The 26,289-nt window shown below is 68.9% G+C and carries 18 protein-coding genes; 2 read left to right on the top strand and 16 right to left on the bottom strand.

Annotated features, from left to right (window positions below; genetic code table 11):
• Window positions 1–4: 4 nt before the first annotated feature.
• Window positions 5–700 (bottom strand): dienelactone hydrolase family protein, encoded by a 696-nt coding sequence (locus tag NYO99_RS12440; RefSeq protein ID WP_268167524.1) that lies wholly within the window; start codon window positions 698–700, stop codon window positions 5–7.
• A gap of 82 nt (window positions 701–782) precedes the next feature.
• Complete coding sequence (locus NYO99_RS12445) at window positions 783–2,387, bottom strand: HDOD domain-containing protein (protein ID WP_268167525.1); 1,605 nt, start codon at window positions 2,385–2,387, stop codon at window positions 783–785.
• Window positions 2,388–2,518: 131 nt separating this feature from the next.
• Between NYO99_RS12445 and ribA the strand changes: the two genes are divergently transcribed.
• The gene (ribA, locus tag NYO99_RS12450) at window positions 2,519–3,133 is read left to right on the top strand and encodes a GTP cyclohydrolase II (RefSeq protein ID WP_268167526.1); all 615 of its coding nucleotides are present in this window, start codon (window positions 2,519–2,521) and stop codon (window positions 3,131–3,133) included.
• Between the two features lie 4 nt (window positions 3,134–3,137).
• Here the strand turns inward: ribA and NYO99_RS12455 are convergent, their stop codons facing one another.
• Window positions 3,138–3,941 (bottom strand): AraC family transcriptional regulator, encoded by an 804-nt coding sequence (locus NYO99_RS12455; protein WP_268167527.1) that lies wholly within the window; start codon window positions 3,939–3,941, stop codon window positions 3,138–3,140.
• A gap of 135 nt (window positions 3,942–4,076) precedes the next feature.
• On the opposite strand from NYO99_RS12455, the gene bglX reads away from it, so the two are divergent.
• On the top strand, window positions 4,077–6,335 hold the full coding sequence (bglX, locus tag NYO99_RS12460) for a beta-glucosidase BglX (protein WP_268167528.1): 2,259 nt from the start codon (window positions 4,077–4,079) through the stop codon (window positions 6,333–6,335).
• A gap of 14 nt (window positions 6,336–6,349) precedes the next feature.
• Here bglX and NYO99_RS12465 read toward each other — a convergent pair whose 3' ends face one another.
• The 13 genes from NYO99_RS12465 to NYO99_RS12525 all read right to left on the bottom strand — a co-directional run bounded on the left by NYO99_RS12465 (window position 6,350) and on the right by NYO99_RS12525 (window position 26,131).
• A complete protein-coding gene (locus NYO99_RS12465) occupies window positions 6,350–6,652 on the bottom strand; it encodes a hypothetical protein (RefSeq protein WP_268167529.1) in 303 nt (100 codons plus the stop codon).
• A gap of 147 nt (window positions 6,653–6,799) precedes the next feature.
• Complete coding sequence (locus NYO99_RS12470; protein WP_268167530.1) at window positions 6,800–7,765, bottom strand: glycoside hydrolase family 43 protein; 966 nt, start codon at window positions 7,763–7,765, stop codon at window positions 6,800–6,802.
• A complete protein-coding gene (gene yjfF / locus NYO99_RS12475) occupies window positions 7,765–8,721 on the bottom strand; it encodes a galactofuranose ABC transporter, permease protein YjfF (RefSeq protein ID WP_268167531.1) in 957 nt (318 codons plus the stop codon). The genes NYO99_RS12470 and yjfF overlap by 1 nt, the downstream gene beginning before the upstream one ends.
• A gap of 17 nt (window positions 8,722–8,738) precedes the next feature.
• The gene (locus NYO99_RS12480) at window positions 8,739–9,758 is read right to left on the bottom strand and encodes an ABC transporter permease (RefSeq protein ID WP_268167532.1); all 1,020 of its coding nucleotides are present in this window, start codon (window positions 9,756–9,758) and stop codon (window positions 8,739–8,741) included.
• Window positions 9,755–11,296 (bottom strand): sugar ABC transporter ATP-binding protein, encoded by a 1,542-nt coding sequence (locus NYO99_RS12485; protein ID WP_268167533.1) that lies wholly within the window; start codon window positions 11,294–11,296, stop codon window positions 9,755–9,757. Before NYO99_RS12485 ends, NYO99_RS12480 begins: the two co-directional genes overlap by 4 nt.
• 501 nt (window positions 11,297–11,797) lie before the next feature.
• A complete protein-coding gene (locus NYO99_RS12490; RefSeq protein ID WP_268167534.1) occupies window positions 11,798–12,751 on the bottom strand; it encodes an ABC transporter substrate-binding protein in 954 nt (317 codons plus the stop codon).
• Between the two features lie 86 nt (window positions 12,752–12,837).
• Complete coding sequence (locus tag NYO99_RS12495) at window positions 12,838–15,192, bottom strand: glycoside hydrolase family 127 protein (RefSeq protein ID WP_268167535.1); 2,355 nt, start codon at window positions 15,190–15,192, stop codon at window positions 12,838–12,840.
• Between the two features lie 128 nt (window positions 15,193–15,320).
• On the bottom strand, window positions 15,321–16,841 hold the full coding sequence (locus NYO99_RS12500) for a glycoside hydrolase family 43 protein (RefSeq protein WP_268167536.1): 1,521 nt from the start codon (window positions 16,839–16,841) through the stop codon (window positions 15,321–15,323).
• 203 nt (window positions 16,842–17,044) lie between these two features.
• Entirely contained in the window at window positions 17,045–18,589 is a 1,545-nt protein-coding gene (locus NYO99_RS12505) for an alpha-N-arabinofuranosidase (RefSeq protein WP_268167537.1), read from the bottom strand.
• A 102-nt stretch (window positions 18,590–18,691) separates the two neighbouring features.
• On the bottom strand, window positions 18,692–20,278 hold the full coding sequence (locus NYO99_RS12510) for an aldehyde dehydrogenase (NADP(+)) (RefSeq protein WP_268167538.1): 1,587 nt from the start codon (window positions 20,276–20,278) through the stop codon (window positions 18,692–18,694).
• Window positions 20,279–20,291: 13 nt separating this feature from the next.
• The gene (locus tag NYO99_RS12515; protein ID WP_268167539.1) at window positions 20,292–22,046 is read right to left on the bottom strand and encodes an IlvD/Edd family dehydratase; all 1,755 of its coding nucleotides are present in this window, start codon (window positions 22,044–22,046) and stop codon (window positions 20,292–20,294) included.
• 120 nt (window positions 22,047–22,166) lie between these two features.
• Window positions 22,167–23,120 (bottom strand): glycoside hydrolase family 43 protein, encoded by a 954-nt coding sequence (locus tag NYO99_RS12520; protein ID WP_268167540.1) that lies wholly within the window; start codon window positions 23,118–23,120, stop codon window positions 22,167–22,169.
• A gap of 140 nt (window positions 23,121–23,260) precedes the next feature.
• Window positions 23,261–26,131, bottom strand: a complete 2,871-nt coding sequence (locus tag NYO99_RS12525; RefSeq protein WP_268167541.1) for a TonB-dependent receptor — start codon at window positions 26,129–26,131, stop codon at window positions 23,261–23,263.
• Window positions 26,132–26,289 lie beyond the last annotated feature (158 nt).

The raw sequence follows: 26,289 nt of genomic DNA on the forward strand, positions 1-26,289 counted from the left end.
CCGGTCAGCCCAGTTGCCGGCCGAAGAAGCGCATGGTGCGGTCCCAGGCCAGCTGGGCCCAGGCGGCGTCGTACTGCGTCTGCGGCAGCCGGCCCGGGCCCTGCGCCGTCTCGTTGGCGAACGCATGGTGGGCCAGGTAACGGTGGCCCTCGTAGGCCACGCCGGCCTCGGCCAGCTTGGCCTCCAGCGCGTCCACGCCGTCGATCTTGAAGAACTCGTCCTGCGTGGCCCAGTGCGCCTGCAGCGGGATGCCGATCTTGCTGGCGTCCACGAATTCCAGCGGCGGCATACCGTACCAGACCACCGCCGCATCCGCCTCGGGCACCAGCGTGGACGCCAGCACCGTCAGCGCGCCGCCCATGCAGTAGCCGGTGACGCCCACCTTGCCGCTGCCCAGGGCCAGGCCCTTCAGGTAGCTCACGGCGCCGCGCACGTCCTGCGCGGCCGCCTGGCCGAAGTCCAGGCCCGACATCAGGTGATGCGCTTCTTCAGCCTCCACGGTGCTCTGGCCGCGGTACAGGTCGGGCACCAGGGCCGTGAACCCGGCGCGGGCGAAGCGGTCGGCCACGCCACGGATCTGGTCATTCAGGCCCCACCACTCCTGGATGACCACGACGGCACCCACGGGCTGCGCCGCTTGGGCCAGATAGCCGCTGACCATGGCGCCATCCGGGCGCTGGAACTGGACGGTTTGGGACATGCCTGACTCCTGAACGAATGGGGCTGCAGTCTGCCTCAATCGCAAGCCCGAGCAGGGCCTGCTGGCATTGGGGAAGGCGCCGCTAGGCAGCGCCCGTGGCCGGACGCGCCATCATCAGCGCGGCCAGCACCTGCGCGCGCAGCGCCTTCAGCAGGGTCAGCGCGCGCTCGTGCACCAGCAGGTCGCCGGGCTGGCGCTGATCGCCATAGATCATGCCCAGCACGCCCGGCGGGCCGACCAATGGCAGCAGCAAAAAGGCGCCGGCATCCACCTCGGCGCGGAACCACGCCGGCAGGCGCTGCGCGATGACCGGGTCGGTGATGTCGCTGATCAGCGTATCGGCATTGCGGCTGCACAGCATGCCGAACAGGTCGGCCGGCGGATTCAAGGGCACATCGAACAGCGGCGCCAGCACCACGGCCTTGTCGCCCAGGCCCAGGCGGCCCTGCAGCGCACCGCGCGCCGGGTCCAGCAGGCAGATGACGACGCGCTGCAGGTGCAGCGCCTTCTGCAGCAGCCGTGCGGCCGTCTCCAGCACCTCGCTCAGCGGCGCGCCGCGCCGGTTGAGGCGGGTCAAGTGGTCGATGGCGTCCGCCAGGTCCTCGGCCAGAGCCTGGCGGTAGGCCTTGCTGTTGGGGTCGGGGCGGGCAGCGGCCTCGGCGGCCGCCAAGGCGGCATCGTCCGGCAGCGACATGCCCAGCGACCGCAGCAGCTCCTGCCAGGCGCCGTGGGTGCGCTCGACGAGCGGCACCAGCGTGTCGGCGTCCAGGCCCAGCGGCCCGGCAAGCTGGGCTGCACATCGCTGCACCACGGCGGCGCGTGCGGCCTCGCGCTCCTCGGGCGTGCCCGCAGTCGGCAGCCGCACCAGCTCGCCCGCCAGAGCGTTCATCGCGGTGCACAGGGTGCGCGCATAGGCGTCACCGCTGAGCGCATCTCCACCCGGCGCCAGCGGCAGCGAGCGCATGGTGGCCAGCAGGTCGGGCGGCCAGCCCCAGCCCGCAGCGACCGAATGGCCGATGGCTTCCACCGTGTCGCCCCATTGCAGCCGCGCCAGGCGCTCGCGTTCGCGCAGCCGCTCGGGGGATTCGGGCGCCAGCTTCTGCGCGTCCAGCAGGTCGTCGAAGGCGCGCACCTCGTCGCGAAAGTGCAGCCCGCCCAGCATGTCACCCAGGCGCTGGAACAGCGCGGCGAGGTAGATGTGGTCCAGGTGCGCGCGGCTGTGGCAGACCTCGTGGGCCAGCAGCGCGGCCAGCTGGGCCCGCGCGAACTCGCGGCCCAGTCGCTGGCCATCGGCGCCCGCGGGCAGCTTGTCGAACAGCATCAGCGAGCTGGCCAGCATCGCGATCTTCTCGAAGCCCAGCAGCGACACCGCGCGCGCCATGCTGGTGATCTCGCCGCCACCGGCCGTGCGGTAGAAGGCTGCGTTGCTCAGGCGCAGCAGCTTGCTGAGCATGCCGGGGTCGTTGTGGATGAGCGCCTCCAGCGCGCGCACATGCGAGTTCTCGGCATGGGCTACCCGCTGCAGCTGGGCCATCGAGGTCTTCAGGCTGGCGAAGTCGGGGCGGGCATCGATGCCCTGCAACAAGCGCGTCAGGCGCTCGCGGCGCTGGGCGTCTTCCTGCGCCGCCAGCGCGTCCTGGCGTGCCTGAGGCGACGGCGGCGTTTCGACTTCGGGTGTGGGCTGCATCGCGGACGGGAGCCTACACCGACCCGACCCGGCGCGCGCCCGGCGCAGCCAGGTTCGGCACGCGCCATCGGCACGCCGGCCACGGGTATTTCCCGGGGCGGCGACAATGGCACCCTGATCGCCCCCACCCCATGAAGCTCGACCACATCGTCTCCACCCGCCTGCCCACGCCGTTCGGCGAGTTCGCCATCCACGGCTTCCGCGAGAGCGACAGCGGCCAGGAGCACGTGGTGCTGAGCATGGGCGACCTCGTCGGCCAGCCCGGCGACGAGCCGCCGCTGGTGCGCGTGCACTCCGAGTGCATGACGGGCGAGGTCTTCGGCTCACTGCGCTGCGACTGCCGGCCGCAGCTGGAAAGTGCGATGAAGCGCATTGCCGCCGTGGGGCGCGGCGCCATCGTCTACATGCGCGGCCACGAGGGCCGGGGCATCGGCCTGGTGCAGAAGCTGCGCGCCTATGCCGAGCAGGACGCCGGGGCCGACACCATCGAGGCCAACGCCGCCCTGGGCCTGCCCATTGACGCGCGCCGCTACGACGCCGCCGCCTGCATGCTGCGCGCCCTGGGCGTGCAGCGCATCCGGCTGCTGACCAACAACCCGCTCAAGATGGCCGCACTGGCCGAGTTCGGCATCGAGGTCGTGGAGCGCGAGGCCTCGCTGACCCGCCCCGGCCCCGAGAACGAGAAGTACCTGCGCACCAAGGCCGAGTCCATGGGACACCACGACCTGGGGCACCTGTTCGAGTGAGGCCTCAGTCGCTGCGGCGGTAGCGCTCGCGGTAGGCCGAGGGGCTGAGCCCGTGGCGGCGCCGGAAGCGCTGCGTGAAGTAGAACGGGTTGGCAAAGCCCACCATCTCCGCCACCTCCGCCACCGGCTGCGCCGTGGCGCGCAGGTAGTGCGCCGCCATCTCCAGGCGTCGGTCTTCCATGTAGACCTGCGGCGAACGCCCCGTGCCACGCCGGAACAGCAGGCAGAACTGTGAACGCGACAGCCCGGCGCATTCGGCCAGCTGATCCACGTTGACGGTGGCCGCCAGGTCGCAGTGAAAACGCTCCAGCACGCGCTCGATGCGCGGGTCCACCGGCGTGGCGCCGCCCGGGCTGGCTGCGGCTGCGGCCACCCGCAGCAGGAAGGCTTCCAGCAAAGCCTCGACGATGGGCTCGCGCTGCGGCAGGTCGGGTTGCGCCAGGTTGAAGCGATGCGCTGCCTCCAGCTGCGAGGCCAGCTCCACGCGCAGCGACACATCGGCCACCGCATGCACCTGCCACGGGCGCCGCGGGTCGAACCAGCTCAGGCGCTCGCCCAGCCGGGGCGTCATCCGAAAATGTAGCCAGTAGAACTCCCAGCCGACCTGCGGGTCCGGGATGCGGTAGGAGCGCGGATGCGTGGGGGACAGCAGCAGCAACTCACCAACGCCGGTGGCAACCGTCTCGGCCGCGAAGCGGACCTCGCCTTTTCCCCGGAGCGTGAAGTAGCCGTTCCAGTGCGCGAGGTTGCCCTCGCCCCACTGGCGCGGCTCGGCACGGCTGTTGAAGTAGCCGGTCATGGGCATCATGGGCCCGGTCGATCCGATCACGCCACGCATCGGCCGATGTTATAGGTGGATCGCCCTTGCGGCGATTCACGGCCGCGGGGGTGGGCCCCTAGAGTCGCCGCCGGCCCTGCCCATACAACACCCAGGAGACACCCCATGGCCCGCCCGTCCCGACTCGCCGCCGCCGTTTGCACCGCCCTGCTGGCCGGCAACACCCTCGCCGCCGACGCCCTTGTTCGGCGCGCCGATGCGCTGATTGCGCGCATGACGCTGGACGAGAAGATCGGCCAGCTCACGCAGCTGGGCGCTGACGCCCCGGGGCCGGACAAGGAGGCCGCCGACACGCTGATCCGCGCCGGCAAGGCGGGCTCGGTGCTCTGGACCATCAACAGCGATGCCATTGCCCGCATGCAGCGGGTGGCGGTGAAGGAAAGCCGGCTCGGCATCCCGCTGCTGTTCGGCTTCGACGTGATCCACGGCTACAAGAACGTCTTCCCCGTGCCCCTGGGGCTGGCGGCCACCTGGGACACCGCGCTGGTGGAGCGCGTGCAGGCCATCGCGGCCAAGGAGTCGCGCGTGGCGGGCATCAACTGGACCTTCTCGCCGATGGTGGACATCGCGCGCGATGCGCGCTGGGGCCGCATCGTCGAGGGCGCGGGCGAAGACACCTTCCTGGGCGTGGCCATGGCACGCGCCCAGGTGCGCGGCTTCCAGGGGCCTGCCCTGGGCACGCCTGAGCGCGTGCTCACCAGCGTGAAGCACTTTGCCGCCTACGGCGCCGCCGATGGCGGGCGCGACTACGACTCGGTCTACGTGCCCGAGGTGCAGCTGCGCAACGTCTACTTCCCGCCGTTCCAGGCCGCCATCGACGCCGGCGCCGGCACGGTGATGGCCGCCTACATGACGCTCAATGACGTGCCGGCCTCCGGCAACCGCTGGCTGCTGCGCGACGTGCTGCGCGGCGAGATGGGCTTCAAGGGCTTTGTCGTCAGCGACGCATGGTCGGTGCACTCGCTGGTGAACCACGGCTTCGCGGCCGACAAGGCAGACGCCGCGCTGCGCGGCCTGCAGGCCGGCGTGAGCATGGACATGGGCAGCAACACCTACCTGACCCAGCTGCCCGCGCTGGTGAAGCAGGGCAAGCTGCCGCTGCGCGTGGTGGACGACGCGGTGCGCGAGGTGCTGCTGGTGAAGCTGCGCATGGGCCTGTTCGAGCAGCCCTACGGCGCGCCCGAGCGCAAGGACGCGGTGTTCAACGACCCGGCCCACCGCGCCGCCACGCGCGAAGCCGCGCAGCGCTCCATCGTGCTGCTGCGCAACGAGGGGCGCGCATTGCCGCTGGCGAGCACGCTGCGGCGCATCGCCGTGATCGGCCCGCTGGGCGACAGCACCGAGGACATCAAAGGCTCGTGGACCGTGGAAGGCGGCGCCGCGGTATCGGTGCTGGAAGGCATCAAGGCGCGCTGGCCGCAGGCCGAGGTGAGCTTCGCGCGGGGCGGCGACATGCAGCGCGCCTATGCGCTGCCCTGGGACGCCGACCAAGGCAAGCCCGCCCCGACGCTGATGCCCGCCGCCGAGCAACAGGCCGAGCTGCTGAAGGCGGTGGACACCGCCCGCCAGGCCGAGGCCGTCGTGATGGTGCTGGGTGAACGCGCCAACATGAGCGGCGAGGCCGCCTCGGTCGCCTCGCTGGCGCTGCAGGGCAACCAGCAAGCGCTGCTGGAGGCCGTGGTGGCCACGGGCAAGCCGGTGGTGCTGGTGCTGCTCAACGGCCGGCCGCTGGACATCCGCTGGGCCAGCGAGCATGTGCACGCCATCGTGGAAGCGTGGTTCCCGGGCACCGAGGGCGGCCACGCCGTGGCCGACGTGCTCAGCGGCGCCATCAACCCAGGCGGCAAGCTGCCCGTCACCTGGCCACGCAGCACCGGCCATGTGCCGGTCTACTACAACCACAACCGCACGCATGCCGACGAGACCAGCCGCACCTTCACCTCGCGCTACGCCTCGGACGCAACGTCCTCACCGCTCTATCCCTTTGGCCACGGCCTGAGCTATACCAGCTTCAGCTACGAAGGGCTGACGCTGGACCGGCGCACCGCGCGGGTGGGCGAGCCGATCCGCGTCAGCGTCACGGTGCGCAACACCGGGGCCGTGGCCGGCGACGAGGTGGTGCAGCTCTACACCCACCAGCGCGCCGGCAGCACCGCACGACCGCAACGCGAGCTCAAGGGCTTCCAGCGCATTCACCTTGCGCCCGGCGCCGCGCAGACGGTGACCTTCACGCTGGGCCGCGAGGAGCTGAAGTTCTGGAGCCCCATCACGCGCGCCTGGGGCGTGGAGGCTGCGAGCTTCGACGTGTGGGTGGGCGGCAGCTCGCTGGCCACCGCCCATGCCGAGTTCAAGCTGACCCGCTGAGCGCGGGCCGCGCGTCAATCCTCCAGCCCGCCGCCCCAGGCGGCCTGGAACGCGTCCGCGAACTCGGCCGAGGCGCTGAACGTCAGCGTGACGGTGATCCACCCGCCGTCTTCGTGCTGCACCAGCAGCTCATGGTCCCAGGCGTTGCCGTCCTCCACCGGCCCGTGCCGGCTGCCGAAGTGGGCCTGCGCCCAAGCCAGCATCTGGTTCACCTCCACCATCACGGCCGCATGCTCGGCCCCGCGGGTGGAGGCCATCGCTTCCAGCGTGAGGATGTCGTCGGAGCTGTCGGTGAAGTCGAAGGTGAGGTGGCGCATGGGGGGAACGGTCGTGCGTTCACCATTGTCCTGGCGAGGGCGCGTCTGCGGCGGCGGTGACGTGCGACTTATCGGGGGATTGCCGGGCGCGCATCCCGGCAATGCAACGGGCAAACGCCTGCTACCCGCAGACAACCCGACAACGCATCAGCGCTTGCAAGCCGCCGAAGGATTCGCCCTCGGCCCCGTCTTCGTCTGCGGAATGAACGGCATCGTCCCGTCCTCGCGGTACTCGAACTCCTCGATCGCCACCGACCGCCGGTACTCCCCGCCGCCCGGCAGTTCGGCGTTGTGATACGCGATGTAGCTGCGGCCGTTGAAGTCGAAGATGGCCTGGTGGATGGTGGGCGTCTTCAGGTTCTTGGCCATGATGACGCCGCGCGGCGTCCAGGGGCCCGTCGGTGACGGCCCGGTCAGGTAGGCCGTCTGCTCGGGGAAGAACTCCGAGTAGCTGAGGTAGTACATGGCCTTGCCGCCCACCTTGCGCTTGTGCAAGTAGGGTGCCTCGACGAAGTCCTTCACCGGCAGCACCTGGATGGGCCCGTCCAGCTCGGTCATGTTGGGCTTGAGCTTGGCGTACTTCAGCACCGTGTTGCCCCAGTACAGATACGCCTGGCCGTCGTCGTCCAGGAACACGCCGGGATCGATGTCGTCCCAGGCGATGTCGGTCTGGGTGGTCATGTCGTTGGTGATGAGCGCCGAGCCGCGTGCGTCCTTGAACGGGCCGGTGGGCGAGTCGGACACCGCCACGCCGATGGCAAAACCTGGCACCGTGGCGTGCTCCACTGTCGAGTAGAACCAGTACTTGCCGTCGCGCTTGACGATGTCGGACGCCCAGGCGCGGGCCTTGGCCCAGGCGAAGGTCTTCACGTTCAGCGGCACGCCGTGGTCCTGCCAGGTCACCATGTCGCAGCTGGAGAACACGCGCCACTCGTGCATGACGAAGTCCTTGCCGCCGGGCTGGGCCTCGTCGCGGCCGGTGAACAGGTAGACGCGGCCGCCGTCCACCAGCACGGCCGGGTCGGCCGTGTAGAGCGGGGCGAACAGCGGGTTGGTGGCGGCGTGCGCCGCGCCGCACGCCAGCGCGGCGGCCAGCAGGAGCTTCTTGAACATCAGTGTTGGGCTTTCTTCAGAGACAGCAGCCGTTGCACGGCGCAGAACACGAACAGCAGCACGCCGATGACGATCTTGGTCCACCAGGAGCTGAGCGTGCCGTCGAAGGCGATCAGCGTCTGGATGAGGCCCAGCACCAGCACGCCCGACAGCGCGCCGGCGACGTAGCCGTAACCGCCCGTCAGCACGGTGCCGCCGATGACGACGGCGGCGATCGCGTCCAGCTCCACGCCCTGGCCGTGCTGGCCGTAGCCGCTGAGCATGTAGAACGCGAACAGCAGGCCGGCCAGCGATGCGCAGAAGCCGCTGAGGCCGTACACGGCCACCTTGGTGCGGCCCACGGCCAGGCCCATCATCAGCGCCGAGGTCTCGTTGCCGCCCAGCGCGTAGACGGTGCGGCCGAAAGCGGTGCAATGCGCGATCCACAGCCCCGCGCCCAGCACGGCCAATGCGATCACCGCGCCGGGCGACAGGAAGGCGTCGCCCAGCAGCGGGATCTGCGTCTGCGACAGGCTCACGAACAGCGGCGCGTCGATGGTGATGCTGTCCACGCTGATGAGGAAGCACAGCCCACGCGCCAGGAACATGCCGGCCAGCGTGACGATGAAGGCCTGCAGCTTGAACACGTGGATGACCAGGCCTTGCAGCGCGCCGAACAGCGCGCCGCCCAGCAGCACGACCGCGATGACCAGCGCCGCCGGCCACTGCGCGACCTGCAGCAGCCAGGCCGCGACCATGGTGGTCAGCGCCAGCACCGAGCCCACCGACAGGTCGATGCCGCCGGACAGGATGACGAAGCTCATGCCCACCGCGATGACGAGCAGGAAGGCGTTGTCGATGAGCAGGTTCAGCACCACCTGCGTGGAGCCGAAGCCGGTGTAGCTGGTCGCACCGGCCACGAACAGCAGCCCCATCAGCACGACGCTGACCCAGGTGGTGAAGGAGGGAGCGGCCATCGCCGCACGCAAGGCTTTCACTTGGACCTCCGCGCGGACCAGATGGACGACTGCGAGATGCAGACGGCGAACACGACGACGGCCTTGACGACCATGGTCACCTGCGGCGGCACGCCCAGGGCGTAGATGGCCGAGGTCAGCGTCTGGATGATGAGCGCGCCGATGAGGCTGCCGGCCAGGCTGAACTTGCCGCCGTTCAACTGCCCGCCGCCCAGCGTGACGGCGAGGATGGCATCCAGCTCCAGCAACAGGCCGGCATTGTTGGCGTCGGCGCTCTTGATGTTGGACGAGATCAGCAGGCCCGCGAGGCCCGCGCCCAGGCTGCAGTACACGTAGACGAAGAACACGATGGCCGCCGTGCGCACGCCGGCCAGCCGGGCGGCCACCGGGTTGATGCCAACCGTCTGGATGAACAGGCCCAAGGCGGTGCGCTTCATCAGCAGCGCGGTGAGGCCCGCGACGAGGGCGACGACGTAGAACGACACCGGCAGGCCCAGCACGTAGCCGGCGCCCAGCCAGAAGAAGCTGGCGGGCTCGTAGACGGTGAGGATCTGGCCGTCGGTCAGCAGCTGCGCGAGGCCCCGGCCGGCGACCATCAGGATCAGCGTCGCGATGATGGGCTGCAGGCCCAGGCCGGCCACCAGCAGGCCGTTCCACAGGCCGCACAGCAGCGCGGCACCGAGCGCCGCACCGAAGGCGACGGCCACGCCGTGGCTGGCCGCGAGCACGCAGGCCACGGTGCCGGAGATGGCGACGATGGCGCCCACCGACACGTCGATGCCACGCGTGGCGATGACCAGCGTCATGCCCAGCGCGGCCAGCATCAGCGGCGCAGCGCGGTGCAGGATGTCGACGAGGTTGCCGTAGAGGCGGCCGTCCTTGATCTCCAGGTGCAGGAAGCCGGGCACGCTGATGGCGGCGATGGCCAGCAGCAGCGCGAGCGCGGCCAGCGGGCGGAACAGCGGGTGCTGCCAGGGCCGGCGGGCGGCCGCGGCGCTGGGCGGGGTAGGGGTGAGGGTCACGGTCGGGGAACTCATGCGGTGGCGGCCTGGGGCGCCGGTTCGGCGGCGATGACTTCGAGCACGCTGCGCTCGTCCAGTTCGCCACGGCGGTACTCGCCGGCGGCACGGCGATCGCGCATCACGAGCACGCGGTCGCTGCAGTGCAGCACCTCGGGCAGTTCGGACGAGATGAAGACGACCGCCATGCCGGCCTGGCCGTCTTCAGCATGGGCCAGCGCGCGCACCTGGTCCATCAGGTCTTCCTTGGCGCGCACATCGATGCCGCGGGTGGGTTCGTCCAGGATGAGCACGGCCGGCTGCGTGGCCAGCCAGCGCGCGAGCAGCGCCTTTTGCTGGTTGCCGCCGGAGAGCTGCCCGATCGGCGTGTCAGCGCTGGCGGTCTTGATGCCCAGCTTGCGGATGTAGTCGTCGGCCAGTGCCTGCTGCTGCTCGTGGCTCATGCACAGCCGCAGGCCGGTGCGGGCCTGCAGCGCGAGCAGGATGTTCTCGCGCACGGACAGGTCCAGGATGGCGCCCTCGTGCTTGCGGTCCTCCGAGCAGAAGGCGATGCCGGCGGCGATGGCGTCGCGCGGCGACTGCCAGCGGCGCGCCCGGCCCTGCAGGGTGATGTGGCCGGCGTCGGCCGCATCGGCGCCGAACAGCAGCCGCGCGGCCTCGGTGCGGCCGGAGCCCAGCAGGCCCGCAAGGCCCAGCACCTCGCCTCGGCGCAGCGTCAGGTCCAGCGGCTGCAGCGCACCGCGGCGGGCCAGGCCCTCCACCGTCATGAACGTGTCGCCACCGGCGCTGGCGCGGCTGTCCAGCCGCGTGGGCTGCTGGTCGGGCGGCGCGCCCACCATCTTGTTGACCAGCGCCAGGCGGCCCAGGTCGGCGGCCAGGTACTCGCCCTCGGTCTCGCCGTTGCGCATGACGGTGATGCGGTCGGAGATGGCGTAGGTCTGGTCCAGAAAGTGGGTGACGAACAGGATGGCCAGGCCCTGGTCGCGCAGGCGCTTCAGCACGGTGAACAGGCGCTGCACGGCGGCATCGTCCAGGCTGGACGTGGGCTCGTCCAGGATGAGCACGCGCGCCGAGATGCGCAGCGCGCGGGCGATGGCCACCATCTGCTGCACCGACAGCGAGTAGCGCGACAGCGGCGCCGTGACGTCGATGTCCAGGTCCATCTGCTTCAGCACGCGCTCGGCGTCAGCGTTGACGGCGGCCCAGTCGATGCGGCCCCACTTGCGGGGGAAGCGGCCCGCGCAGATGTTCTCCGCCACGCTGAGGTTGGGGCAGAGGTTGACCTCCTGGTAGACGGTGCGGATGCCGTGGGCCTGGGCGTCTTCAGTGCGCTTCGGTTGAATGGCCTGGCCGTCGAGCGTGATGGTGCCGGCGTCGGGCTGGTACAGGCCCGTGAGCACCTTGATCAGCGTGGACTTGCCGGCGCCGTTCTGGCCCATCAGCGCGTGGACCTCGCCGGGGAAGAGGCGCAGCGACACATCGCTGAGCGCCTTGACGCCGGGGAAGCTCTTGTGGATGCCGGCGAGTTCCAGCACGGGGTGGGTCGTTGTTGTCATGTCTTTGCGACTCTTGTTGAGTGCCAAGAGTGGTGCCCGGCGTTCGCCCGGGCGGGCGGCCTACTTTCTTGTGCGGACAAGAAAGTAGGCAAAGAAGGCGCCCCCGATCCGCCCGCCCTTCGTTGCGCTACGGGCTCCCTGCGGTGCTCGGTGCGAACGGCATTCGGGCTTGGCTGTTGGCCGTTGGGATGGGCTGTTTGAGGCCTCCCCTTCAAAACCGCTGAGAAGCACAGAAACCCAGGGCGCGCGCGCAGCGCGCTTCAACATCTGACTTCGCGCCCCTTTGTCTGAACGGAGCGTAGCGAAGTGAGTTGGGCGCGGCCCTGGGTTTCGAGCATCGCAGGGGACCCGGCTTTGCCGGGCGGTTTTGCAGGGGCGGTTTCTTTGCCTACTTTCTTGTCCGCACAAGAAAGTAGGTCGCCCGCCGGGGCGAATTCCCGGCATGGGCCTCACGCGACAACCTGCTCCCACCACAAGCGAGCCCGGCAGCCGTCGACGGAATCAGTACTTCCGGTTCGGCAGCTCCTTCGCCGCCATGTCCGCCGTGAACACGCCTTCATTGACGGTGATGCGCTTGTCCACCGGCTTCTTGGCCACCACATCCTTGGCCAGCTGCATCAGCTGCGGGCCCAGCAGCGGGTTGCATTCCACGGTCACGTTCAGCTTGCCCGCCTTCATCGCTTCAAACGCGCCACGCACGCCGTCGATGGAGATGATGACGATGTCCTTGCCCGGCTTCAGGCCGGCTTCCTCGATGGCCTGGATGGCGCCGATGGCCATGTCGTCGTTGTGCGCGTAGAGCACGTCGATCTTCTTGTCGCGCTGCTTCAGGAAGGACTCCATCACCTCCTTGCCCTTGGCGCGCGTGAACTCGCCGGACTGCGAACGGATGATCTGCAGCTTGGGATTGGTCTTGAGGACTTCCTCGAAGCCCTTCTTGCGGTCGATGGCCGGGGCCGAACCCACGGTGCCCTGCAGTTCGACGATGTTCAGCGCGGCGTTCGGCGACTTCTTGGCGTGCTCCAGCAGCCAGCGCGCGGCCTTGCGGCCTTCCTCGACGAAGTCGGAGCCGATGAAGGTGACGTACAGCGACGGGTCGGCCACCTTGACGGCACGGTCGGTCAGGATGACGGGGATGCCGGCCTTCTGGGCTTCCTTCAGCACCGTGTCCCAGCCCGATTCGACGACTGGCGAGAAGGCGATCACGTCCACCTTCTGCGCGATGAAGCTGCGGATGGCCTTGACCTGGTTCTCCTGCTTCTGCTGCGCGTCGGCAAACTTCAGCGTGATGCCGGCTTCCTTGGCGGCCGACTTGATGGAGGCGGTGTTGGCCGTGCGCCATTCGCTCTCGGCACCCACCTGGGAGAAGCCCATGGTCAACGGCGCGGCCAGCGCGGCGAAGGCAGGCAGGGACAGCGCAGCTGCGATCAGCGCGCGGCGGGCAACGAGTTTCATGGGTTTGTCTCCGGGTTGTGGGGCGATGCTAGGAAGGGCGGCGATGCAGCGCAATGACATTTCCGCTCCTGGCGATATCCAATTCGTTATCGAAGCAGGCGCAAGCCGTACAAGCCACCGGCGATGGAGCCGGGCTGGGCGACGAACTTGACCTCCAGCTTGCCGCCGGCGGCCTGCACCAGCGCAGCGGGCAGCGCGAAGTCGCGCGTGTAGATCTCCTCGCGGCTGGCGTCCGAGGCGAGCTCGATGTCGGCCACGTGCTGGCCGTTGAGCTGCAGCGCGAAGCGCCGCCCGGCGTCACGCGTGGAGAAGCTCAGGCGCAGCACGCGGGCCTCGGTCTTGGGGTCGTTCAGCACATAGCTGAACCACTGCCTGGCATGGCGCCAGCGGCCGGCCGGGGCGATGCCGTTCTCGGCGCCCTCGCCCTTGAAGAAGTGGTCGGACTCGGGCTGCTGCTCGCCGGGGGCGACCTGGTCGATGGTCTGCGCATCCAGCGCCAGCCGGGCTTGCTCGGCCTGGGCGAGCTCGGCGCGGAGCAGGCTCTGCCGGGCCGGCGTGCTGCGGCCCCAATAGAGCATGTAGCGGGAATCGTGCAGGCGGAAGAAGGGGATGAGCTGCAGGCGGTCGGCGCCGGGGCGACCCTGGATGAGGCCGGGCGCGGTGAACGTCAGCGGCTGGCCGGGCACGGCGCGGAAGCGGCGCACGAAGTCGGCCTTGTCGCTGACGAAGACGGGCGCCGCGTCCTGCGGGCAGACGGCGCCGTGCGCGATGTGGCCCATGCGCGAGGCGTCAGCACGGAAGTTCAGCGTCTCGCCGGGCTGCGGCGTCTTGGCGGCCAGCACGATGGGGCCGTGCAGCACGGCGACGTAGTTCGTCAGCCCGGGCATGGGCTCCAGCGTCGTGCGCATGGGCAGCTCGACGTCGACGGTGTCCCCGCGCTGCCAGGTGCGGCTCAGCGTGACGAAGCCGCCGGGCCGGGCCGTCAGCGTCACCGGCTTGCCGTTGAGCTTGAGCTTCAGCGCGCCAGGTGCCACCCAGCCGGGGTAGCGCAGCTTCAGCACGAAGCGGCCCGTGCCGTCCACCGTCAGCCGCGTGCGCGACTCGTCGGGGAAGCGGGTGGCCTGGGTCAGCTGGATGCCGCGCTCGCGCCAGTCCAGCGTGGACGCAACGAAGAGGTTGACGAACAGCGTGTCGCCGTCGTGCGCGTAGATGAACTCGCCATGCCGCGCATGGCTCTCGATGCCGGAGCCCACGCAGCACCACATGCCCTCGTGCACCTGCGAGTAGACGCGGTAGTGCTGCGGCCGCATGGGCGTGAAGTAGACGAAGCCGCCCTGCGGGTGCTGGGACGCGAGGATGTGGTTGTAGAGCGTGCGCTCGTAGTAGTCCGCATAGCGGCCGGTCTCGGGCGCGGCCTGGGCCAGCAGCGCTGTCAGCTTCAGCATGTTGTAGCTGTTGCAGGTCTCCGGCCCTTCCACCTCGTTCAGCATGGGCTTGAAGTCGGTGTCGGGGTGGAAGTGCTCCTTGACGCTGTTGCCGCCGATGGCCACCGAGCGCTTGTCCACCACGGTGCGCCAGAAGAACTCGGCCGCCTGGCGGCCTTCGGGCTCCTCGGTGAGCTGCGCGATGCGCGCGAAGCCGATGACCTTGGGGATCTGCGTGTTGGCGTGCAGGCCGGTCAGCTTGTCCTGGCTGCTGGCGAGCGGCTGCAGCACGGCCTGGTGCGAGAAGCGCCGCGCCAGCGCCAGGTAGCGCAGGTCGCCGGTCATCTGCGCCACGTCGGCCAGCACCTCGTTCATGCCGCCGTGCTCAGCCCGCAGCATGTCCTGCATCTGCGCGTCGGTCAGCGGCGTGGTCAGGCGCAGCGCCCAGTCGGACAGCTTGACCAGCATGGCCTTGGCGTCGGCATGGCCGGTGTGCACCCAGGCGTCGCGCAGACCCGCGAACATCTTGTGGACGTTGTACCAGGGCACCCAGCGGCCGTTGACGGAGAAGCTGTCGACCTTGAGCTGACCGGCGCCGACCTCGCCCCAGGCCTTGCCGCCGTCCGGAATGCCGCCGAGGTAGCCGGTGCCCAGCGCGTCCTGGCAGCGCTTGAGTTCGGCGATGACGTAGTCCAGCCGCTGACGGGCCTGCGCGTCGCCAGTGGAGGCCACCATCAGCGCCAGCGCCGACAGGTAGTGCCCGCCCATGTGGCCGTCCAGGCCCGTGGACTCCCAGTTGCCGTAGCTGGGCGACTTCGCCGGCAGGCCGGCCTCGCGCAGAAAGGGCGCGAGCAGCCGGTCGGCGTCCAGCGCCAGCAGGTACTGCAGGTTGGTGGCCTGGGCCTGCTGGAAGGGGCCGTCCTGCAGCCGCACGCGGTCCAGCGCAAAGAGCTGCGTCGCCGCGCCAGCCGCATGGGCACAAAGCACGAGGGCCAGCGAGGCGAGCAGCCGACCCATGAAGCTCGCGGGCCGAGCGCCGGGCCGCTCCCAAGCCGGCCCGCTCTGGCGATGTGCTTGCGGCTCAATGCCGCAAGCATCGCCGTCCCCGCGGGGGACCGGCCAAGGTCGCCCTTGGACGAGGGGCTTCACGTCCTGATCGCCCACAGCGACACCCCGCCCGCCGACAGCGCGCTGAAGCTCACGACAAAGGCGCTGGCGTTGGTGTTCCACTGCCGGGACAGTACGCCCTTGTAGGTCGTGCCGCCGCTCACCACGCTGAGTTTGTTGGCGCCGTTGTGCGTCCAGGTGCCGGTCAGGCCGCCGCTCACGGTGCCGTCGGTGTTCAGCGTCACGTTGATGGAGCCCTTGGCCGCGGCCGCGATGTCCTTGCCGTGGTTGACCAGCTTGTAGCTGCCGGCCGCCTGCGCGGCACTGACGTCGGCCGTCTGTGCGGGGCTCGCCAGGCTCAGCGGGGCGTAACGCAGCGGTGCGATGACGGGCCAGCCGTCCTCGTTCAGGTGCATCTCGTGCACGCGGATCTCATGCGCCTCGCCCATGCCGGGGAAGCGCGTGTGGAAGATCATGAAGAGCTGGCCCGTGGCCGCATCCAGGTAGGCCGAGTTGTGGCCAGGCGAGATGTAGCCCAGTGCCGTGCCGGTCTCGCCGCTGGCATTGGCGAACTGGTGGGCACCCATCAGCTTCATGCCGTGCGGCGCGATGCTGGCGTCGTCGAAGAAGGTGCCGGCCGCGCCCTTCACGGTGGACATGTCCTTGCCGGCGCCGTCCACATAGGGGCCGTCGGGCGACAGCGAGCGTGCCACGCGCACGTTGTAGCCGCCGTCGGTACCGGCGCCCAGGCCGCCGAAGGAGACGAACAGGTAGTAGTACTTCGTGGCCGGGCTGTACAGCACATAGGCGCCCTCGATGCGCGCATGGTTGCCGCCCATCAGATGCTTGCCGTAGCCCTGGCCGGCCAGCGGCAGGCCGGTCGTCGCGTTGAGCTGCAGGATGAAGATGCCGCCCGAGTACGAGCCGTAGATCATCCACAGCTTGCCCGTCGCGTCGGGGAAGACCGAGGGGTCGACGACGTTGGGGTGGATGTTGGCGTTGTAGGTGCTGCCGTCCTCGCTGGCGCCGGCCATGCCGGACTTCAGCAGCAGCTGCTTGTTGACGTAGGGCCCGTCGACCTTGTCGGCCACGGCGATGCCCAGCGCCGACAGCGGCGAGTCGCCCTTGCAGGCGCAGTAGTACATGTAGAACTTGCCGTCGGCCAGCTTGGTGACGTCGGGCGCCCACAGCGTGTCGGTCTTGGCCCAGGCCAGCGCCTCGGCCAGCTCGGTCGTCACCTTGTTGCCGAAGATGGGGTTGGCGTTGTTGACGCCGTCGCCGATCTTGGTCCAGTTCATCAGGTCCGTCGTCTTGGCGGCCGCGAGGTGCGAGCCGAAGACGTAGAACGTGCCGTCGGCCTTGATGACGGAGGGGTCATGCACCCCAGCGTTGCCGAATGTCAGCGCCGTCTGCGTCGGGTTGCTCGGCGTGGGCGTGACGACGGGGGGCGTCGCGACGGGCGGGGTGGTGGCGCTGCTGCCACCGCCGCCGCCACCACAGGCGGTCAGGGCGAGGGCGGCCGAGCCGGCGAGGAAGTCGCGGCGGTTGTGAAGGGCCATGTCAATGTCTCCGGGTCTGGTTGTTCTGGCGCGCGCAGCCTAGGGGCCAGGGCTGCAGCGCACCAATGACATTGCAGGCGCGGTCGATCCTGGTTTTGATATGCCCCATGCGGGGCACGCACGCAGCGCAAAGCCTGGGCCAACAACATGGCGGGCCCAGGCTTTCTCAGGTCGGCAGGAGGTGCTTGCCGAGGGGCTGGCGATCAGCCCTCGACCGCCACCACAACGATGGACTTGGCCGGCAGCTTGATCGTCAGCTTGCCGTCCGTGGCCTTGGCCTCGAAGGGCTGCGGCACGACCTGCGCGGCCTTGCCCAGCTCGTTCTGCGCGTCCATGGCGCCAGCCGTCAACACCTGGCCCTTGACGGTCTTGGGCGCGCCCGCGCCGACCTGCAGGTCCAGCTCTGCCGCCTGCGTGGCGTTGGCGTTCACCAGGCCCACGTAGAGCTTGCCGTCCTTGGCGCGGCCGGCCGTCACGGACAGGCCCGGCATCTCGAACTTGTCGTGCTTGTAGACGGGGTTGTTCTCGATCTTGACGGGCAGCGAGGTCGCGTCCTGGAAGGGCGTATAGAGCTTGAACGCGTGGTAGGTCGGCGTCAGCACCAGCTTGTCCTTGCTGGTCAGGATCATGGCCTGCAGCACGTTGACCATCTGGGCCACGTTGCTCATCTTCACGCGCTCCGCATGGCTGTGGAACACGTGGAAGTGCAGCGCCGCCAGCAGCGCGTCACGCAGCGTGTTGCGCTGGACCAGGAAGCCGGGGTTGCTGCCGGGCTCGGGGTCGTACCAGCTGCCCCACTCGTCGAAGTAGATGGCGAGCTTCTTGGCCGGGTCGTTCTTGTCGAGGATGACGCGGCTCTTGGCCAGCGTGTCGTCGATCTTCTTGACCTGCGACAGCATGGAGATCCACTCAGCCTCGGGGAAGCCGGCGGCCGCGCCCTTGCCTTCCCACTTGCCGCTGGGGAAGGTGTAGGCGTGGTGGGCAATGCCGTCGAAGTTGTGCTTGACGTTCTTGCTCAGCACCTCGGTCCAGGTGGTGTCGACATCGTTGCCGCCGCTGGCGATGAACTGCGGGCGGTTGTGGGCCGGCGTCTTCAGGAAGGTGGCCCAGTGGCGATACAGGTCGGCGTAGTACTCGGGGCGCATGTTGCCGCCGCAGCCCCAGGTCTCGTTGCCCAGCGCGTAGTAGTGCACGCGGAAGGGCTTGTCGCGGCCGTTCTTGCGGCGCTGCTCGACGATGGTGGCATTGCCCTCGCCGGTCATGTACTCCAGCCACTCGGCCGCTTCCTGCGGCGTTCCGGTGCCCATGTTGGCGTTCACGTAGGCCTCGGCGCCCAGTTGCTCGACGAGGTCGAAGAACTCGTGCGTGCCGACGGCATTGTTCTCGGGCACGCCGCCCCAGTGGGTGTTGACCTTGACCGGACGCTTGTTGCGGGGGCCGATGCCGTCACGCCAGTGGTACTCGTCGGCAAAGCAGCCGCCGGGCCAGCGCACCAGCGGCACCTTCAGGTCCTTGAGCGCCGCGACAACGTCCTTGCGCCAGCCGCGCACGTTGGGGATCTTGCTCTCGGGGCCCACCCACATGCCTTCGTAGATGCCGGTGCCGAGGTGCTCGGCGAACTGGCCATAGATGTTGCGGTGGATGACGGGGCCCGGCTGGTCGGCGCTGACGACGACCTTGATGTCGGCGGCCAGCGCACCTGCGCTCACCGCCAGCATGGCCGCGAGGGCCAGCAGTGGTTTCTTCATCTGTCTTGTCTCCTGAATGTCGCGGTTCGAGTGATCTCCGACAGGCCCTGTGCCGGGCCCTTGTGTCTCTGGCGCTCGTGCGGTGGGGCGCACGAGCTGTCATCAGTTCCGGGTCAGCGCGCCATCGCGGCGGCGCCAGACGCCGCGCTCGTTGGGCTCGCGCAGCACCGCCGGCAGCAGCGCGCGCGGCAGGTTCTGGTAGCTCACGGGGCGCAGGAAACGCTGGATGGCGGCCGTGCCGACCGAGCTACTGCGGCCGTCGCTGGTGGCCGGGAAGGGGCCGCCGTGCACCATGGCCGTCGACACCTCGACACCCGTCGGGAAGCCATTGGCCAGGATGCGGCCCACCTTGCGCTCCAGCGCGGGCAGCAGCGCGCGCGCGGCGGCGATGTCGGCCTCGTCGTCGTCCTGCAGCTGCAGCGTGGCGGTCAGCTGGCCTTCCAGGCCCTCGATGACGGCCAGCAGCTCGGCTTGATCCTCACAGGCCACCAGCAGCGACGTGGGGCCGAAGATCTCGGCGGACATCGCATGGTTGGCCAGGAAGGCCGCGCCGGTGGTCTTGAACAGGCTGGGCGCGCCCGTGCAGGCGGCGGATTCACCGCGCAGCAGCGCATCCACCTGCGGCTGGCCGGCCAGGGCGGCCTCGCCGCGCTGGTAGGCGCCGGCGATGCCGGGGGTCAGCATGGTGGCGGCCGGCACGGGCTTGAGCGCCTCGGCCGCAGCAACGGCGAAGCGGTCGAAGTCGGCCCCGGCAATGCCCAGCACCAGGCCGGGGTTGGTGCAGAACTGGCCCACGCCCATCGTCAGCGAGGCCGCAAAGCCGGTCGCGATCTCGGCGCCACGGGCCTTGAGCGCACCGGGCAGCAGGATGGTGGGGTTGATGCTGCTCATCTCCGCGTAGACGGGGATGGGCTGCGGGCGCGCGGCGGCCACCGCCATCAGCGCCAGGCCGCCAGCGCGCGAGCCGGTGAAGCCCACCGCCTGGATGGCCGGGTGCTGCACGAGCGCCGTGCCGATGTCATTGCCGTTGCCCGGCAGCAGCGCGAACACGCCGGCCGGCAGGCCCGACAGCTTGACGGCCTCGGCCACCGCACGACCGACGAGTTCCGACGTGCCGGGGTGGGCCGGGTGGCCCTTGACGACGACGGGGCAGCCGGCGGCCAACGCGGCGGCGGTGTCGCCACCGGCGACCGAGAAGGCCAGCGGGAAGTTGCTGGCACCGAACACGGCCACGGGGCCCACGCCGATGAAGCGCAGGCGCAGGTCCGGCCGCGGCGGCGTGCGCGTGGGCAGGGCGGTGTCGATGCGGGCGTCCTGCCAGCTGCCTTCGCGCAGCAGTTCGGCGAACAGCTTGAGCTGGTTCATCGTGCGGCCGCGCTCACCTTCCAGGCGGGCACGCGGCAGGCCGCTCTCGGCCATGGCGCGCACGATGAGGTCGTCACCCAGCGCGAGGATCTGCGCAGCAATCAGGTCCAGGAAGTCGGCGCGCTCGTGGTCGCTGGTGGCGCGGAAAGCGTCGAACGCCGCATTGGCCAATTCGCAGGCCTGGGCGACCTGGGCGACGTCCACCGAGTGGAAGTCCGGGCCCAGCGCTTCGTTCTTGCTCGGGTCAAACGCCTGGAAGGCCGCGCCGTGGCCGCGCACGGCCTCGCCGCCGATCAGGGCCAGGCCGTGGATCGTGTTGCTCATGGGAACCTCGGAATCAGTGGGAGTGGCGCGGGACAGCGGAGCCGCGGCAGCCGCGCAGGAAGTCGAAGTCGCAGCCCTCATCGGCCTGCAGCACGTGGTTCACGTAGAGGTGGCGGTAGCCGGTCGCATCCGCCGGGTCCACGGTCTGCGCGGCGGCCCAGGCTTCCAGGCGCTTGGCCAACTCTTCCTCGGAGACGTCCAGATGCAGGCGGCCAGCGGCGCAGTCCAGCTCGATGAAGTCGCCTTCCTGCACCACCGCCAGCGGGCCGCCGGCACGCGCTTCGGGCGACACGTGCAGCACGACGGTGCCATAAGCCGTGCCGCTCATGCGGGCGTCGGAGATGCGCACCATGTCCTTCACGCCAGTGGCGAGGATCTTGGGCGGCAGGCCCATGTTGCCCACCTCGGCCATGCCGGGGTAGCCCTTGGGGCCGCAGTTCTTCATGACGAGGATGCAGCTGGCGTCCACATCAAGGTCGGGGTCGGCGATGCGGGCCTTGTAGTCGTCGAAGTTCTCGAACACCACGGCGCGGCCGCGGTGCTTCATCAGCTCGGGCGTGGCGGCCGAGGGCTTGAGCACGGCGCCGCGCGGCGCGAGGTTGCCGCGCAGGATGCAGATGCCGCCGTCGGCGATCAGCGGCTTGTCCAGCGGGCGGATGACCTCGTCGTCGTAGATGGGCGCGTCGACGCAGTTGTCCCACAGGCTCTTGCCGTTGACGGTCAGCGCACCCGGGTTGGGCAGCAGGTTGGCTTCGCCCAGGCGGCGGATGACGCCCGGCAGGCCGCCGGCGTAATAGAACTCTTCCATCAGGAAGCGGCCCGAGGGCAGCAGGTCCACGACGGTGGGCGTGCCGCGGCCGATGCGGGTCCAGTCTTCCAGCTCCAGGTCCACGCCGATGCGGCCGGCGATGGCCTTCAGGTGGATGACGGCGTTGGTGGAGCCGCCGATGGCGGCGTTCACGCGGATGGCGTTCTCGAACGCTTGCTTCGTGAGCACCTTGGACAGGCGCAGGTCTTCCCACACCATGTCGACGATGCGCATGCCGGACAGGTGGGCCAGCACATAACGGCGTGCATCCACGGCGGGGATGGCGGCGTTGTGCGGCAGCGAGGTGCCCAGCGACTCGGCCATGCAGGCCATGGTGGACGCGGTGCCCATGGTGTTGCAGGTGCCGGCGGAGCGCGAATGGCCGGCCTCGGCGGCCAGGAAGTCGTGCATCTTGATCTCGCCGGCCTTGACCTGCTCGTGCAGCTGCCACACGGCCGTGCCCGAGCCGATGTTCTTGCCGTTGAGCTTGCCGTTGAGCATCGGCCCGCCGGTGACGACGATGGCCGGCACGTCGCAGCTGGCCGCGCCCATCAGCAGCGCGGGGGTGGTCTTGTCGCAGCCGGTCAGCAGCACCACGGCGTCAATGGGGTTGCCGCGGATGCTTTCCTCGACGTCCATGCTGGCGAGGTTGCGCGTCAGCATGGCGGTGGGGCGCAGGTTGCTCTCGCCGTTGGAGAACACCGGGAACTCGACCGGGAAGCCGCCCGCCTCCAGGATGCCCTTCTTCACATGCTCGGCGAGCTTGCGGAAGTGCGCATTGCAGGGCGTCAGCTCGCTCCAGGTGTTGCAGATGCCGATGATGGGCTTGCCCTGGAACTCATGGTCGGGGATGCCCTGGTTCTTCATCCAGGAGCGGTACATGAAGCCGTTCTTGTCCTGCGTGCCGAACCACTCGGCGGAACGCAGCTTGACCTTGCTCTTCTTGTCCTCAGTCGTCATGTCTTGTCTCGAGTGTTCGTGTTCTCGGGCACGCGCGGAAATGCGCTCTGAAACGATGCTAGGCGGCGTGGAAATTGCAATCCAATCAATTCGCCGCCCGTATCGATGCCAATTTGGATATCAGTCGCGGCGGGAAGGCCGGCCGAACAGCGGCATGCCGTCCGCGCTCCAGCGCAGCGGCTTGACGAAGGTGTGGCGATCGGGGTTCCACAGCGGGTCGCCCTCGATCTCGGTGTAGGTGCGCGCGTGGTAGACCAGCAGCACCTCGTCGGGGTTGTCGGTCTCGGTGAAGCTGTTGTGGCCCGGGCCGAAGACGCTGTCCTCGGCGGCACTGCGCATCACCGGCTCCGGCGACTTGTGCCAGCTGGCCGGGTCCAGCAGGTCGGCGTTCTCGTCGGCCCACAGCAGGCCCATCGCGTAGTTCTCGTCGGTCGCGCTGGCCGAGTAGCTGATGAACACCTTGCCATGCCGCTGCAGCACCGACGGGCCCTCGTTGACCAGGAAGCCGCGGCATTCCCAGTCGAACTCGGGCTTGCTGAGCATCACGGGCGCGCCGGCCAACTGCCAGGGCGTGCTCATCGGCGCGATGTAGAGGTTGGAGTTGCCGGCGATGGCGCGGTCCTTCTGCGCCCACAGGTAGTACAGCTGGCCGCGGTGGGTGAAGGTCGTCGCGTCCAGGCAGAAGCTGTCGATGCCACTGTCCACCTGGCCCAGGAACTCCCACTCGCCGGTGAAGGGATCGGCCGCGACGTTGCGGATCGCGTACATGCGGTGCTGGAACATGCCCAGCGCGTCCAACGCCCGCGTGTGCGCGGCCGCGAAGTAGACATACCAGGCGCCCTGGTTGAAGTGCAGTTCCGGCGCCCAGATCAACTCGCTCCAGGGCCCGGTGTCGGGCTTGCGCCAGGCGACATAGGCCGGCGCGTTGGTGAGGCCGTCGATGCTGGTGGCCCGGCGCAGCTCGATGCGGTCGTACTGCGGCACCGACGCGGTGAAGTAGTAGACGCCGTTGCCATGACGGGAGATGTGCGGGTCGGCCCGCTGCGGGATCAGCGGCTGGATCAGGTCAGACATGGGCGGCTGCCGAAGAAAAGAAAAAGGGCGTTGCCCGGGAGGCCCGTGCAACGCCCGAACGAGGATGAGTCCAGCCTCGACAACAGGGGAGCAGGTCCGGTCGCGTGCTCGGGCCGCGCCGGACGTGCCGGATGCCTGCCTTACAGCTTCCAGCGGAAGCCCACCGAGACCGAGCGGCCGGTCTGCACCGTGCCGAAGTTGGTCAGCTCGGGGCTGCCGGCGTCGCCGAACTTGTAGTACTGCTGCTGCATCTCGTTGGTCAGGTTCACGCCGCTCAGATCCACCGACATGCTGTCGTTGATCTTGTAGCTGAACTGCAGGTCCACGCTCTTCTCCGGCTGGCGCCAGATGCCGATCGGGTTGGCGAACAGCGCGGCCTCGTTGGCAGCCAGGAAGCTGGAGCGACGGACATACGACAGGCGGGCGCCGATCGGGCCCTTGTCATAGGCCAGCGTGGCGTTCCACGACAGCTTGGACACGCCGAAGAACGGTGTCTCCAGTTGCGAGACGATGTTGCCGGCGCTATCGGCGGTCGGCACGTTCTGCGACGAGGTCAGGCGCGTCATGCTGCCCTGGAAGCCCACGCCGTCCAGGTACCACGGCAGGCCCTTGGGGAAGTAGATCGCGCCCAGCTCCACGCCGCTGATCTTGCCGTTGGAGGCATTGACCGGCGAGCTGATGACGTAGTCGTAGCCGTTGCTGTGGTCGCCGCCCGAGGTGGAGTTGCGGAACGGGTCATTGGCGGGGTCCACGCGCACCTTGCGGCGCAGCGGCACGACCAGGCCGTCGATCTTGCGCTGGAACACCGTGCCGTACAGCGCGCTGTCCTTCTTGAAGTACCACTCGCCCGTCAGGTCCAGGTTCTTGGAGCGGGTCGGCTCCAGGCCCGGGTTGCCGCCGCTGCCGCCGCCGTAGCCCACGCGGGACACGTCGTCGCTGAGTTGCAGCACCGGGTTCAGCGCGCCGAACGCCGGGCGACGCAGCGTCTCGCCGTAGTTCAGGCGAACCAGCACGTCCTTGACCGGCTCGTAGCGCAGCGTCAGGCTAGGCAGGAACTTCTTGGCCGTCTTCTCGCCGTTCTTGGGCGTCGCCACCTTGGTGGTGGCGTTGACGTCATAGGCGGTCATGCTGGTGTCCACCTGCACATAGCGCACACCGAAGTTCGCGCGCAGCGGGCGACCCAGCAGCTCGTGCTCGGCATCTGCCATCACGAACAGGTTGGTCGTGTCTTCCTTGACCTCGAAGATCTTCTGCAGATAGAGCTTGTCGGTCGTCAGGAAGTTCGCGTCGGCCGCGTTGTACATCTTGCGCCAGGCGTCGATGTTGTCGCGGATGTAGTACGCGTTGGGCTCGATCCAGGAGCGCGGCACGTCCGAGATGTCCGAGCCGAAGTCGGAGTTGACGTGGTAGTAGTTCGCGCCCAGCGTGGCCAGGTTGCGCCCCAGGAAGGCCGACTGCTCACGCTTGGCTTCCGAGGCCTTGCGGCTATCAAAGCGGAAGCCGAAGTTCAGCGTCTTCACCGGGCCCCAGTCGGCGTCGTAGGTGCCGTTCAGGCTCGCGGTCGCGGCGCTGCCTTCGTTGCGGTTGGCGTTGTCGTAGAACTGCGCGACGTTCCACTTGGTGGGGTCTGCCAGGTCCGCGTTGTTGTTGAACTTGAACGCCATGTTGCCGCCGCCCGAGTTGAAGTCGACGGTGATCTGCGGCGCAACGCGATCGATGCGGGTGGCGGTGAATTCCGAATGGAACTTGCTGGTCTGGTAGGACACGTCGCCATCCAGACGCAGGCGGTCACCCAGGTTCCACTTGCCGTTCAACGCGTAGACATACGAGTCGGTGGCCGAGGTCGTGTAGTCGCCGCTGTTGAAGCCATAGACGTCATTGACGACGCGCGTCTTGATGACGTTGGTGCCCGGGAAGGTCGTGATCGTGCTGGCCGGGTTGCTACCCAGGCTGCCCCACCAGTCCACGAAGCTGAACAGCAGCCGGTTGAACGCCTTGTCGCGGTAGCCGTTGTACATGGCCTCGAACGTGTAGACAGCGTCCTCGTTGGGCTGCCATTGCAGCGCGAGGTTGGCAGCCGGGCGCTCGCGCTGGCCGGCGACGTCGCTCTGGAACACCGCGTCACGGGCCAGGTAGAAGGGACGGGCCGTGCCATTGAAGCTCAGCGTCGAGCCGGCCTTCTGCGGCAGGCCGGTGTAGGTGCCGGGCGTCCAGATGTTGTTGTCGAAGATGCGCTGCAGCGGCGTGTAGCCCGCCGGCACCTCTGCCGCATTCGGGCTCGTGAACGGCACCATGGCGCCCGGCGTCACGCTCTCGTTGCGATAGTCGGTCTTGACCATGGACAGGTTGACCAGCGCGCCGACGTCACCGAAGCTGGTCTTCCAGCGGTTGCTGGCCATGCCGCTGAGCTGCGGATTCCACTTCTTGGCCGGGTCCAGGTAGGTCTCACGGGCCAGCAACGAGAACTGCGCGCCCTTGAAATCGAAGGGGCGCAGCGACTTGACGTCGATCTGGCCGGCGATGCCGTTCTCCAACTGGCTGGCGTCGCGGGTCTTGAACACGTCGATCTGGCGCACCAGCGTCGACGGGATGTCCTGCAGCGCCACCTGCGTGCCGGACGCGGTGAAGATGTTGCGGCCGTTCCAGGTGGTGGCGATGTCCGGCAGGCCACGGATGGAGATGGCACCCACCTCGCCACCGGCGCGGTTGGTGACCTGGATACCCGTCACGCGCTGCAGCGCCTCGACGACGTTGTTGTCCGGCAGCTTGCCGATGTCTTCAGCCACCACCGATTCGACGACCTGCTCGCTGGTGCGCTTGATGGCCAGGCTCTTGGTCAGCGAGGCGCGCACGCCAGTCACCGTGACCGTCTCCAGCGACTCGGCCTTGGGGGCCTCCTGGGCCACAGCGATGGACGACAGCGCGGCCAGTGCGGCGGCGGCGGTCAGGCTCAGGGCAAAACGGGTGGACGTGGCGGACGCGCGCGGCGACGCCTGGGCGGGCTTGTTCATCTTGTCTCCGGGATCGTTATGGAAGGAGCGGCCAACCTCGGCAGCCGTCCGGCCCTCGTAGGGAGGCCGGTGAGGCTCGGGTATGGATTTCATGCTATGGATCCAAGCGATCCCGCACTAATCACATTTTTGGACTTCACGATGCTGATTCGCGCATC

The organism is Roseateles hydrophilus, assembly GCF_026712245.1.
Lineage (GTDB): Bacteria > Pseudomonadota > Gammaproteobacteria > Burkholderiales > Burkholderiaceae_C > Pelomonas > Pelomonas hydrophilus.